A 13,207-nucleotide genomic window follows, 5' to 3' on the forward strand; every position below is an offset into this window, starting at 1 on the left:
AAATAGCTCATCACTTATCACTTATAACTCATCACTCAAATACGTCTCTATATCCTTATCCCCCCGTCCCGACACCGTCAGCACCACCACGTCCGTCGGCTTGAACCTCATCTTCTCCAACGCACCCAGTGCGTGGGCGCTTTCCAATGCGGGGATGATGCCCTCGAGCCGGGTCAGTTCGTAGGCGGCGCGGATGGCTTCATCGTCGTTGACGGCGAGGACGATGGCACGTTTCTGCTTGGCAAGGTTGGCGTGCATGGGGCCGATGCCCGGATAGTCCAGTCCGGCAGAGATGGAATAGGGCTCTTCTATCTGTCCGTCCTCGTTCTGGATGACGTAGGTGCGCGAGCCGTGGATGATGCCCATCTTGCCGAGGGCGATGGTGGCGGCTGTCATTCCCGTTTCAATGCCTTTTCCGCCGGCTTCGGCGAGGACGATTTGCACGTGCGGGTCGTTGACGTAGTGATAGATGGTGCCGGCTGCATTGCTTCCTCCACCTACGCAGGCGATGAGGTAGTCGGGGCATTCGCGTCCCTCGTGTTCAAGGAGCTGCTTCCTGATTTCTTCGCTGATGACGGACTGCAGGCGTGCCACCATGTCGGGGTACGGATGCGGGCCGACGGTGGAACCTATCACGTAGTAGGTGTCCGAGGGATGACAGCACCAGTCGCGGATGGCTTCGTTGGTGGCGTCCTTCAACGTCATATTGCCACTGGTGACGGGAACGACGGTGGCACCGAGCATCTTCATCTTCTCCACATTGACGCGCTGGCGCTCTACGTCGGTCTTACCCATGTAGACGATGCATTCCATGTTCATCAAGGCGCAGACGGTGGCTGTGGCCACACCGTGCTGTCCGGCTCCGGTTTCGGCGATGATGCGGCGCTTGCCCATGCGGCGTGCCAGCAATACCTGCCCGATGCTGTTGTTGATTTTGTGGGCACCGGTGTGGTTCAGGTCTTCACGCTTGAGGTAAATCCGGCAACCGTACTTCTCGGACAAGCGGTGTGCCAAGTAGAGTGGGGAAGGGCGTCCCACGTAGTCGCGCAGCAACTGGTCGTATTCACGCTTGAAGTCCTCACTTTGCAGCACCTTGAGGTAGGTGTTCTGCAACTCTTCTACACATTTGTGGAGGATTTCGGGAACGTATGCCCCGCCGAACTCTCCGTAATAACCTTCTTTGTCAACTAAGAAATTCATCATGTTATTTACTATTTGACGATTTACTATTTACTATTTCAGAAATCAAAACGCATTATTGCTTAAACGAAAAAAGCCCCGTCGCTTGGTGCGACAGGGCTCTTTTTGTTTTTTACTATATATTACATATATACATACGAGCGCTGCTCCCTTACGACTGTCGGAGTTGTAACGGGTGCCACCACCAATATGTATTTACGAACATTGTTTTCATTGACTTTTTTTGTTTTATCGGGGGCAAAGACAGTGCAAACCGAATGTATAATAAAATGAACTTGTTCATTTTTTATGCTGAGGTGCAGCCTGTCTTCGTTTTCGCGACAAATATAAGCACTTTGTTTTAACTGCCAAAATAAATATGACTTTTTTTCTGGATAAGAACATTTTTCTTGAAATATTGTTCTTATAAGTGTAGTAAAAACGAATATTCATTCAAAAAAAGAAAGGAACAAACTATGAATAGAAAACATTTAGTTGCCATAGGCGTGGTTATTGCTGTACTATTGTTATTATACTGGCTCTTTGTGGCCGAAGATATGAATGCCTGGCTGAATGTAAACTGATTTTTCGGGATTTTCGTGTGGAGTTATTCGGATAAAGATGTATCTTCGCAAAAAAACATAAACTCATGAAAGGATTAAGTTATTCATTTTTGCGTGCGATATGTGCGCTGGTTATCGGTTTGGTGTTGGTGATGTTTCCCGACCAGGCCGGTGATTACTTTGTGATTACGATAGGTGTCATTTTCCTGGTGCCTTCGCTTGTCAGCATCATAGGCTACTTTGCACAGAGCACGGAGATGCGCAGCCGTTTCCCTATCGAGGGGGTGGGCAGCCTGCTGTTTGGCTTGTGGCTGATTATCATGCCCGGTTTCTTTGCCGACCTGCTGACATTTGTATTGGGATTTATCCTGGTGATGGGAGGAGTGCAACAGATTGCCTCGCTTTCCGCTGCCCGTCGCTGGATGCCGGTACCGGGAGGTTTTTATGTGGTTCCGGTATTAATTCTGCTTGCCGGCTTGGTTGCGCTGTTCAATCCTACGGGAGTACGCTCCACGGCATTTATTATTATCGGTATCAGCAGTCTGGTCTATGCGGCTTCGGAACTGCTGAACTGGTTCAAGTTTACGCGTCGCCGCCCGAAGACACCGGATGCTTCAGTAAAGGCAGTGGACGATATTGAGGATGCACAAATTATAGAATAAAAAAACAGACCATCTGTTGAGGTTGAACAGATGGTCTGTCAGGAGTAAACGGATGGTCTGTTCATGCCACACGGACCATCCGTTTTTATTGTTTCAACCATTCATTTATCAGCTCCATCACTTGCTTCTTTTCCTCTTCGGGCAGTGTGCCGATGCGTGCCCGATGGCTTCCGCCGGGCTCGACGAATACATGGATGTTCTTCTTCCCTTTCAGCCAGGTCACTCCGGCAGCCGTCCACGGGTCGTTCTGTCCGTAGATGAATATCATTTTCGGGTCATTCTCTTTTAGGAACTTCGTGATTTTCTTGCTTAGGGTCTTGTCGAAGGGCATGTCTTTCAGCTCTTCGGGAAGCATCAGGCGATGCAGGTAATCCTTGCTCGATTGGATGGAAAGATACTTCTTGAAAGGCTTCGTATCGTAGCCGTAATAGCCCAGTTCGCGGGCGGCCTGCACGAAGAATGAGGCTGTGGGACTGTCGGCAATGAAGTAGTCGGGATTACTGATGTTGAGCAGATGGGCAAATATCTCATCGTCCGAGGCCGTGGTGGCAGGGATGCTGCTGACGGGAGTTCCCCACTGCCAAAGGGCAAAAGAATACTCCAGCACGCAATAGTCGTATATCTCTTCAACGGGCGCACGGAACTTGAGTCCTTTTTCATTGCAATATTTCTCAAAGCGGGGGAGCAGTGCGGCTTTCCGTTTCAACACTTCCAACTGGAAGTCCTCAATCCGTTTGCGGTCCTCCGGAGTAGACACTTTCCTGAGGAAAGGCTCGTGGCGTCCGTCTTCCACCCCGTAGCAGAGCGGAGCTACATAAGGCACGGAAATATCCACGTCGTCCGGATAGAACGTGCGGTAGAGCAGGGTAGTCTGCCCGCCCTTGCTGATGCCGGTCGCAATCCATTTGCCGGGATAGATGCTTTTAAAGGCGTTGCGGACGGCGTGCAGGTCGTCTGCGGAATTCTCGGCGGTGAGGTATTGCCAGTCTTTGGGCTCAGGGGTGGATTCCAGGAAATAGCGGTATTCCACAAAAATCATGTTGGCATCGAGCAACTCTGAAAGTTCCTCGCGATACTTGGGGTTGAGGGCATAGGCAGCTCCATAGCCTTCGGTTACAATCACCGTGGGACGGTCGAAGCCGACGTGGGAGACAATCACGCGCTGGCGGAAACTGCCCTTTTCGGGACGACGGTGGTCCAACGGCTGGGTAAAATAGGTTACATACTTCTCGGAGAACCGGGTGGACTCCAACGGACGGGTTTCCGTAATAGCGGAAATCCGACCCAGTTTTTGCTGCAGATCGGTTTGTGCCGGGGCGGCAGCCGAAACGAACAGCAAGGCAAACAGCAGGAACGCTGCATAGCAGTTACGTAAATTCTTCATGATGACAGGATTGTTTTATCTGACGGGCAAAGATAGGTTATTTCCCGCTTACCGCCAACAGTTGGCATGGACGAAAAAAGAGAGAGAACTGCCTCGCGGCACCTCTCCCCCCTGCAAACTTAAAACAACCAACAAAAGAATGAGATAGGGATTAAGGATTCATCCTTCATCCTTCATTTTTCATCTTATAAACAGTAACTCGCGATATTTGGGCAACGTCCACATCTGATTGTCGACGATGAGTTCCAGCTTGTCGATGTGGTAACGGATTTCCTCCATCATCGGTACGATGTTGTCGTGGTAGGCGATGGCTTTTTCACGTTCACTCTCAATTTTGTTGGCCACTTTGCGCGCCTCGATCATGGCATCCACATGCTCCTTGATGAAGGCGGTACGGTCGGCAATCTCTTCGATGAGTTCCAGATTCTTGGCAGACAGTTTTGCAGCCTTCTCTGCGGGGAACAGGTCTTTCATCTTGTAGACGTTGTCAATCAAATCCGACTGATACTGTGTAGCTACGGGGATAATGTGGTTCATGGCCAAATCTCCGAGCACGCGGGCTTCAATCTGTATTTTCTTGGTGTACATTTCCCATTTCACCTCGTTGCGGGCTTCCAGTTCCTTCTTCGTCATGACACCGATGGACTCGAACATCCGGATGCTTTCCGGTTTCAGGTAGTTGTCGAAAATGACGGGAACACTTGTCTCGCAGTCCAGACCGCGGCGGGCTGCTTCGGCTTTCCATTCATCGCTGTAACCGTTGCCGTCAAAGTGGATGGGTTTGCAGACTTTGATGTACCGGCGGATGACTTCGAGGATGGCGGAGATTTTCGGCTCCCCCTTTTCAATCAGTTCGTCCACATCTTTCTTGAATTCCACCAACTGCTCGGCAAGGGCGGAGTTCAGCGCAATCATGGCACTGGCGCAGTTGGCCTCGGAACCCACGGCGCGGAACTCGAAGCGGTTGCCGGTGAAGGCGAACGGGCTGGTGCGGTTGCGGTCGGTATTGTCTATCATCAGTTCCGGAATCTGCGGGATGTCCAGCTTCATGCCTTGCTTGCCGCTGAGGCTGACGAGGTCGTCCTTGGTGCTCTCTTCGATGTGTTCCAGCACCTGGCTCAACTGCTTGCCCAGGAAGGAAGAGATGATGGCCGGAGGCGCTTCGTTGGCACCCAGCCGGTGGGCGTTCGTCGCACTGGAGATGGAGGCTTTCAGCAATCCGTTGTGACGGTATACGGCCATCAGCGTATTCACTACGAAGGTGATGAAACGCAGGTTCTCTTCGGGCAGTTTGCCGGGTGCGTGGAGCAGGATACCGGTGTCCGTACCCAGCGACCAGTTATTATGCTTGCCGCTACCGTTGACACCTTTGAAGGGCTTTTCGTGCAGCAGTACGCGGAAACCGTGGTTACGTGCCACTTTACGCATCAAGGCCATGATGAGCATGTTGTGGTCTACCGCCAGGTTGCATTCCTCGAAGACGGGAGCCAGCTCGAACTGGTTGGGAGCCACTTCGTTGTGACGGGTCTTGACGGGGATGCCGAGTTTCAGCGCTTCGATTTCCAGTTCCTTCATGAAAGCGGCCACACGGCTGGGGATGGCCCCGAAGTAGTGGTCTTCCAACTGCTGGTTCTTGGCGCTGTCATGGCCCATCAGCGTGCGTCCGGTCATCAGCAGGTCGGGGCGTGCGGCGTACAACCCTTCGTCAACCAGAAAATATTCCTGCTCCCAGCCCAGATAGGCAACCACTTTCTTTACTTCCGGATTGAAATAGTGGCATACGTCGACGGCAGCCTTGTCTACGGCACGCAGGGCTTTCAGCAACGGTGCCTTGTAGTCCAGAGACTCACCGGTATAGGCGATGAAAATAGTCGGGATGCAGAGCGTGTCGTCTACGATGAATGCCGGGGAGGAGGGGTCCCATGCCGAGTAGCCACGTGCCTCGAACGTATTGCGGATACCGCCGTTCGGGAAACTGGAAGCGTCCGGTTCCTGCTGCACGAGCAGTTTGCCGGTGAATTCCTCCATCACGCCGCCTTTGCCGTCGTGTTCCACAAAAGCATCGTGCTTTTCGGCAGTACCTTCGGTCAGCGGATGAAACCAGTGCGTATAGTGGGTCGCCCCCATTTCAACCGCCCATTTCTTCATACCTGCGGCAACCTCGTCGGCTATGCTGCGGTCCAGCGGAGCTCCGTTGTCAATCACATCCGTCAGTTTGGCATACACCTTGCTCGGCAGATAGCGGAACATCTTCTCCTTGTTGAATACATACTTGGCAAAATACTCTGACGGACGTTCCGCCGGGACTGCCACTGCAACGGGTTTCTTCTTGAACGCCGTCTCTACTACTCTGAATCTCAATTTTGACATAATACCTTAGAGTTGTAATTGTTGGTTTAATAAAATATAAAATCATTATGCACCGTAGGCAGACTCGCCGTGTTCGTAAATGTCGAGTCCTTCTTCCTCCACACGTTTGGAAACGCGGAGGCCGTGGATTTTGTCGAGTCCTTTGAAGATGATGAATCCCATGCCTGCTGCCCATGCGCCTACTACGAGTGCACCGAATACCTGCGCTCCGAGAAAGCTCCAGCCTGCACCGTAAAACAGTCCCTCACTGGTGGAAAACAGTCCGGTGAGGATGGTTCCCGTGAAACCGCAGACGCCGTGTACGGAACTGGCCCCTACGGGGTCGTCAATTTTCAGTGTCCGGTCGATGAATTCCACCGAATAAATCATCAGGATGCCGCAGATGGTGCCGATGATTACCGCCCCGAAAGGAGAAACCATGTCACAACCGGCCGTGATGCCTACCAATCCGGCCAGAATGCCATTCAGTGTCAGAGACAAGGAGGGTTTGCCATATTTCATCCAGCTTACCGCCAATGCAAAGAAACCGCCTGCGCAGGCTGCCAGATTGGTGGTGAGGAATACATGCGAGATGGCCCTTGCATCGTTCGTAGTGGCTGCTGCCAACTGTGAACCGGGGTTGAAGCCGAACCATCCGAACCAAAGGATGAATACACCCAGTGCCGCAATCGTGAGGTTATGTCCCGGAATGGCTCTTGACTTGCCGTCTTTGCCGTATTTTCCGATGCGCGGGCCGAGGATGGCCGCACCTACCAGGGCAATCCAGCCGCCTACGGAGTGGACGATGGTGGAACCTGCGAAGTCATGGAAAGTTGTTCCGAATGTTTCCATCATGAAGGAACCTGCCTCACCGTTCATCAGCCAGCCGCCGCCCCAAGTCCAGTGACCGGAAACGGGATAAATCAGCACACTGATGAAGATGGTGTAAACCAGGTACATGGAGAATTTGGTACGTTCTGCCATAGCGCCGGACACGATGGTGGCAGCCGTTGCGCAGAATACAGTCTGGAATACCAGGAAACCTTCCGTGGGAAGCCCGCCTCCGTCGTAGAACGAGAGGTCGAAGAAATGGGGCATTCCTATGAATCCGCCTGCACCGAACATCAGTCCGAAACCGATGAACCAGTAGAGCAGGCTGCCAAACATGAAGTCAACGAAGTTCTTCATCAGGATATTGGCCGTATTTTTTACTCTGGTGAAACCGGCTTCGACCAGTGCAAAGCCCGGCTGCATGAAGAATACCAGCATGGCTGCAAGCAACATCCATACAGTGTTCAGTCCGTTGGTCAGTTCACTTAAAATAAGTTTATCCATAATTTCTTGTTGCTTTTAGTTGTATTGTATTTTCTTAGTTGTGGTTTGTAGCTGCCCGTTATCTTTCTTGTTCGGCATTGTAGAGTGCGATGTCGCCTCTCTCTGCAGTACGTATGCGTATGGCATCCTCAATGGGGATGACGAAGATACGTCCGTCGCCGATTTCACCGGTTTGTGCAGATTTGATGATGGCTTGTACGGTCTTTTCCGCATTCTTGTCGCGCACCACGATGGAGATAAGGATGCGCTCGATGGAACTGGTGTCGTACATGACACCACGGTAGATACGGGCTTGCCTGGATTTCCCGATGCCCCGTACATCATAATAGGAGAACCATTCGATGTCCGCTTCGAGCAGCGCGTCCTTCACGTCCTCGAACTTGGTCTTTCGGATTATAGCTTCAATCTTTTTCATACCTTAAATAATTTACGATTAGACAATTTACGATTTACTATTTGCCTTTCGGTGTGTGTAAATCATAGGTTTTTCATCTTAGAAACTTAGTCCGACTACGAAATAGGCACCTTCAGACCTTGGATTCCAGGTTGCTTTGGCAAACAACGGGAGGGAGAAGGAATCGGTGATTTTGATGTCTTTTGATACTCCCAGGCTGACGTCGCATACGGCAAATCCGTTGGCTCCATAGAAGTCCGTGGCCCAAGGGGTAGCGCCTATCTCGGCCGTCCAGTCCAGACCGCCCAGTGTGAAGGGGGCTGCCACGGAGATGTAGGATGAATAAGCACGGTCACCGTCTTTGTCAACACCGTCGTCGCCTGCAAAGTTGGTGTACCAGTTTACGGCTACGGGGCCGAAATCATAGCCGATTTGCGCCTCGAACAGATGTGAGTTGGCAGCATTGTGTGCACCGTACTGGAAGTATTTGGCTGTCACCCCATCTCCGGTCACATTGTACCAGTAGTCCGTCACCGATACGCTGAAGCCTCCGGTTGAATATCCCAGTATGAGGTCGAACTCTTTCGTGTCCGAACTCTCGATGCCTACGGAGCCCCAAGCTCCCAGAGAGAAACCTTTGTAGGCGATGGATGCGCTCGGCTGGAGACTTACCCCTCCCAAATCCTGGCCACGCCACACGTAACCGCTTACGAGGTCGACACCTGCCGACGCTTCCACTTTATCCTGAGCCTTTGCCGTGAAAGGCATTGCCATTGATAACAGCGCCATTGCCATTATTCCCCATTTTACACTTTTTGTTTTCATACCTTTTTACCTTTAAGTTTAGAAAAATTCCGGATGATCAGTCCGACTCGATTATAGCAAGTACCTCGCTAATTCAATTGTTTTTTTATTTCAGCCACTTCCGGATGCGCTTCATGGCTTCCACGCAGTCTTCGTGCTTGCCGAAGGCCGTCAGCCGGATATATCCTTCACCGCTGGGGCCGAAACCTACACCCGGTGTGCCCACTACATTGGCTTCGTACAGCATCTGTTCGAAGAACCGCCAGGAACTTGTTCCGTCAGGTGTTTTCAGCCAGATGTAAGGAGCGTTCACACCACCGTAGACTTTCAGCCCGGCCGCTTCAAGGCCCTGCTTCATGGTCCGGGCATTGTCCATATAATAATCTATCGTTTCCTTTATCTGCCGCTGTCCCTCCGGTGTGTAGATGGCTTCCGCCGCCCGCTGGGTGATGTAGCTGGTGCCGTTGAACTTGGTAGATTGGCGGCGGTTCCAGAGCTTGTTCAGCGGGATGCGTTCGCCTTCCAGCGTGGCGGCAGTGAGTTCTTTCGGCACAACGGTGTAGCCACAGCGTACTCCCGTGAATCCGGCAGTCTTCGAGAAGCTGCGGAACTCGATGGCGCATTTCTTCGCTCCCTTTATCTCATAGATGGAGTGGGGCACGTCGTCTTCGCGGATGAAGGCTTCGTAGGCGGCGTCGAACAGAATCAGCGTGTCGTTGGCGAGCGCATAGTCCACCCATTTCTTCAGCTCGGGCTTGGTCAGGGTGGTGCCCGTGGGGTTGTTGGGGTAGCAGAGGTAGACGATGTCGATGCGCTTGTCCGGAATCTCCGGGATGAAGTCGTTCTCGGCGGTACAAGGCATGTAGGTGACGTTGCTCCACTGGCCGTTTCCTTCCAGTACTCCGGCACGTCCGCACATCACGTTGCTGTCTATATAGACCGGATAAATAGGGTCGGTCACTCCCACGCTGTTGTCGTGGCGGAGAATGTCGCCGATGTTTCCCGTGTCGCTCTTTGCTCCGTCGTTCACGAAGATTTCCGTAGGACCGAAGTGGATGCCTCGCGGAAGGTAATCGTGCTTGATGATGGCTTCTATCAGGAAGTCGTATCCCTGCTCGGGACCATATCCACGGAATGTCCGTGTGTCAGCCATCTCCTCCACTGCCTTGTGCATCGCTTCGATGCAGACCGGTGGCAGTGGCCGGGTAACGTCTCCGATACCCAGACGGATGATCTCTTGCTTGGGATGTGTTATCCTGAAAGTATTTACCTTCTTGGCTATGTCTGAAAACAGATAACTACCCGGTAGCTTTAAAAAATGTTCGTTTACTAATGCCATAATCTTTTCTTGGTTGATAGTTGGTGGTTAGTCAATTAATTCAATTTTGCCGTCGAATACTTTGGTGGCTTCTCCCGTCATCAGTACATGCCTGGTGGCGATGTCCCATCGGATGGTGAGTGAGCCTCCGTCCATGATGATGATGGATTCCCTTCCTGCGCGTCCGGTGAGGAAGGCTGCCACGGCGGTGGCACAAGCTCCGGTTCCGCAGGCTTGGGTGATGCCCGAGCCTCGTTCCCAGACACGCATCCTTATTTTTCCTTCTCCCAATATCTGGGCAAATTCTACATTGATGCGTCCGGGGAAGAGAGGGTGATTCTCCAGTTTGGGACCGATGACTGTAAGGTCGATGGCTTCAATATCATTGACAAAGATTACCAGATGCGGGTTTCCCATGGATACGGTGGTCCCTACATATCGTTCTCCGTCCACTTCGATGGGCTGTTCTTTCATCGGTTTGGCTCCTTTGCCGTCGTAGTCTGCCGGTTCGTCGGCAGGTATGCCCATGTCTACGGTTACAGAGTTGACCTTTCCGTCTGCCAAGTGCAGGTTTAGCATCCTTATACCTGACAGTGTATCGAGTGCGATTTCTGTTTTGGAGGTCAGTCCGTAGTCAAAAAGATATTTTCCGATGCAGCGGCTTGCATTGCCGCACATCCGGGCCTCCGAGCCGTCGGCATTGAATATCCGCATGCTGAAATCGGCCTTGTCCGAAGAACCGATAAGTACCAGACCGTCACTTCCAATTCCCGTATGCGGTGCACTCCATGCCCTCGCAAGTTCTTCCGGATGGCTGATAGGATATTGGGTCGTATCTACATAAATGTAGTCGTTTCCGGCACCGTGCATCTTGGTGAATTTTATAGCTCTTGTCATTTTGTCCTTTATCGGTTGGTTAATATATCCTTTTGTTTTATTTCGATGCAAATATATGACGTTTTGTTTTATAATTAACTGTAAAGCATATCTATTTTCTATTATTTTTTAGCGAAACTTTCATTCAATGAGAATATCTACTGTCAGGCTTTCAATTTAAAAGCATATGGCTTTGTTTTTATATAAATTGTAATCCATGTGAAAGTTTAGTTTGATTCAAAATAAGAAAAAAGATTTTTTATAAGACTAATTGCTATCTTTTTGAAAACAAGAAACCGCTCCATTGCGGACATAATGAAGCGGTTTGTTTGGTTTTTGTTTCTAAATGTATAAGGAGCGGCTATTTTTTCTTTAAAATTTCTTCCAGCACTACCGGTTCATTGGTTGTGATGAAATCTACTCCTTGGCTGATGAGCCATTCCATGTCTTTGGCTTCGTTTACGGTCCAGGCGTTTACTTTCATGCCGAGGTCGTGGCATTCCTTTATCCATTCGGGATGTTTTTGGAAGACACTGAAGTGATAGTCGGGACCGGCACAACCCCATGCTTTCAGCTCCTTGGGGGTAAGGTCACCGGTCAGGTAGTAGACGGGGGTGCCTTTGGGTGCCAGACGGATAAACTCCTTGGTGGCATGTTGGGAGAAGGTGATATATTCCGTACGGTCCTCCAGTCCTTTGTCCTTTATCATTTTTACGATGCCCTCTACGGCTCGTGTTTCCTGTTCGGGAGTCTTGTGGGCTTTCAGTTCGAGGATAAGGCGGGTTTTCAGGCTTTTTGCCTTGTCCAGATACTGTTGCAGGGTAGGGAGTTGTTCGCCGTTGTCCAGTTGTACGGCGGTGCATACCTTGGCTGTGGCATCTTGCATAGTCACGCCTTTAAAGGTGGCGTCATGATTGACGACCAGCTGATTGTCTGTGGTGAGCCAAACGTCGAACTCGGAGCCGTAGCAGTGGATAGAATCGGCCTTTACAAGTGCGGCAAGGGAGTTCTGGGCCGAGCCGTCCGTAGTCCAGAAACCACGGTGGGCAATGACTTCCTGGGCCTGGATAGTGCCGCATGCAGCAAAGAGCAGGGCGGAAGCAAAAAATAGTTTTTTCAGATTCATAATGATTAGGGTGTTTTGTTATGGACACAAAGATAAGTATTATATTTCTTTTATTAAATCTAACCCCTGAGTAATTTCAGTATGTACTTTCCAGGCATCACGATACGGGCTTTCAGTTGGGGTGAGCTGTTCAACTCATATAGGATTTTCCAGATTTTCCCTCCCAGTTTTCCAAAATCCGTCAGTCTCAGGATGGCATTCAAATCGTGGATGTCGGTTACTTTCTGCCTTGCCAGCTCTTCCATCAGGCCTTGGTAATTATGCGTCTGTCTGTTGAGCGTGTACTCCGGTGGAGTCAGAAGAATCTCCTCCTTCCTTCTTCCCGTCTCCCCTTGGGGAGATAGAGAGGGGTTTTCTTTATTCTCTTTATTTAGTTTATTTGCTAAAGCGCTGCTTGTCTTGGCATCCCTGATTCTCTGCTGGTTAACCAGTCCACCGCGACGTCCGGCCTCTTTTTTAGCTTCTTGTTGGGCGTCCCATGGCTCCATGCGGCGGCTTAGTCCGGGGGATGAGAAGCTTGTCTCGTTCACCTCGAACAGCGCATAGTCATAGATGATTCGCTTCAGTGTGGCGGTTGTCACCCTTGCTTTTTGTGCTAGTATGGGAATCACTTTCAGGCTGGCTTTATATTCGTTCTGCAATCTGAGGAATTCGAGCACTGTCCAGTAAATGCCATATCCTTTCATACCTTCTTCTTGTATCATAATCATTAATTTTAAGTTGCTGCCGGCATTGGCATCATGTAGTAAATAAGCCTCCATAGCTTTTGATATTGGTGTTTTTTATTAGTTTACTATCGGTCTCCACTCCATAAAATTCTCAATCAGAAAAGTCCGCCAGCCTTGTTGTTCCGCGTCCCAATAGGCTACGTGAGCTTTAATGCTTGTCACGTCATGTTTCTTTTTGAAGTCGTTTTCGTAGGAAACAAGGGTTCCTTTTCCCATGTAGAAGCTACCGTCCTGCTTTCGGTAGGCTATCAATGCATATCCGTATTGCATGTATTCCAGTAGGGAATTTATGCGCTGTGCCATCCATTGTACAGACTCCATGCTCAATGTCGTGTTTTCCGTAATCCGCTTTTCCCATAGTTTTTTTGTTTTTTCTGTTTTGGATACAAATTGCTCCTCAAATTCAGTTTTCTCTTTTCCCATTTTTTATGTTTTTAGGGTTATTAAATGTATGATAATCAGCAATGAAAAAGGGCTACTCCTTTCAGT

The 13,207-nt window shown here is 50.4% G+C and carries 12 protein-coding genes; 1 reads left to right on the forward strand and 11 read right to left on the reverse strand.

Translation table 11 applies throughout. The annotated features are described in order from the left end of the window. Positions 1–21: 21 nt before the first annotated feature. Positions 22–1,200, reverse strand: a complete 1,179-nt coding sequence (trpB, locus tag DXD65_RS03110; protein WP_171029006.1) for a tryptophan synthase subunit beta — start codon at positions 1,198–1,200, stop codon at positions 22–24. A gap of 628 nt (positions 1,201–1,828) precedes the next feature. Between trpB and DXD65_RS03120 the strand changes: the two genes are divergently transcribed. Next, a complete protein-coding gene (locus tag DXD65_RS03120; protein ID WP_057256468.1) occupies positions 1,829–2,404 on the forward strand; it encodes an HdeD family acid-resistance protein in 576 nt (191 codons plus the stop codon). Positions 2,405–2,489: 85 nt separating this feature from the next. Here DXD65_RS03120 and DXD65_RS03125 read toward each other — a convergent pair whose 3' ends face one another. The 10 genes from DXD65_RS03125 to DXD65_RS03170 all read right to left on the reverse strand — a co-directional run bounded on the left by DXD65_RS03125 (position 2,490) and on the right by DXD65_RS03170 (position 13,141). Beyond that, positions 2,490–3,788 (reverse strand): S28 family serine protease, encoded by a 1,299-nt coding sequence (locus DXD65_RS03125; RefSeq protein WP_117887333.1) that lies wholly within the window; start codon positions 3,786–3,788, stop codon positions 2,490–2,492. Between the two features lie 180 nt (positions 3,789–3,968). Beyond that, the gene (locus tag DXD65_RS03130; RefSeq protein WP_005837309.1) at positions 3,969–6,158 is read right to left on the reverse strand and encodes a glutamine synthetase III; all 2,190 of its coding nucleotides are present in this window, start codon (positions 6,156–6,158) and stop codon (positions 3,969–3,971) included. A 45-nt stretch (positions 6,159–6,203) separates the two neighbouring features. Continuing rightward, positions 6,204–7,472, reverse strand: a complete 1,269-nt coding sequence (locus tag DXD65_RS03135; protein WP_035448679.1) for an ammonium transporter — start codon at positions 7,470–7,472, stop codon at positions 6,204–6,206. 58 nt (positions 7,473–7,530) lie between these two features. Continuing rightward, on the reverse strand, positions 7,531–7,887 hold the full coding sequence (locus tag DXD65_RS03140) for a P-II family nitrogen regulator (RefSeq protein ID WP_005827548.1): 357 nt from the start codon (positions 7,885–7,887) through the stop codon (positions 7,531–7,533). Between the two features lie 78 nt (positions 7,888–7,965). After that, positions 7,966–8,691, reverse strand: a complete 726-nt coding sequence (locus DXD65_RS03145) for a hypothetical protein (protein WP_005837306.1) — start codon at positions 8,689–8,691, stop codon at positions 7,966–7,968. Between the two features lie 85 nt (positions 8,692–8,776). Next, positions 8,777–10,009 (reverse strand): LL-diaminopimelate aminotransferase, encoded by a 1,233-nt coding sequence (locus DXD65_RS03150; protein WP_117887334.1) that lies wholly within the window; start codon positions 10,007–10,009, stop codon positions 8,777–8,779. 27 nt (positions 10,010–10,036) lie between these two features. Next, the gene (dapF, locus tag DXD65_RS03155) at positions 10,037–10,885 is read right to left on the reverse strand and encodes a diaminopimelate epimerase (protein ID WP_005827555.1); all 849 of its coding nucleotides are present in this window, start codon (positions 10,883–10,885) and stop codon (positions 10,037–10,039) included. Between the two features lie 340 nt (positions 10,886–11,225). Further along, positions 11,226–11,990, reverse strand: coding sequence for a glycerophosphodiester phosphodiesterase family protein (locus DXD65_RS03160; protein WP_005837303.1), 765 nt, complete (start codon positions 11,988–11,990; stop codon positions 11,226–11,228). 59 nt (positions 11,991–12,049) lie between these two features. After that, complete coding sequence (locus DXD65_RS03165) at positions 12,050–12,751, reverse strand: Lin1244/Lin1753 domain-containing protein (RefSeq protein WP_005827562.1); 702 nt, start codon at positions 12,749–12,751, stop codon at positions 12,050–12,052. A gap of 24 nt (positions 12,752–12,775) precedes the next feature. Then, entirely contained in the window at positions 12,776–13,141 is a 366-nt protein-coding gene (locus DXD65_RS03170) for an SH3 beta-barrel fold-containing protein (RefSeq protein ID WP_044468832.1), read from the reverse strand. Positions 13,142–13,207: the final 66 nt, after the last annotated feature.

This window comes from Bacteroides sp. 4_1_36 (assembly GCF_003466325.1).
Lineage (GTDB): Bacteria > Bacteroidota > Bacteroidia > Bacteroidales > Bacteroidaceae > Bacteroides > Bacteroides uniformis.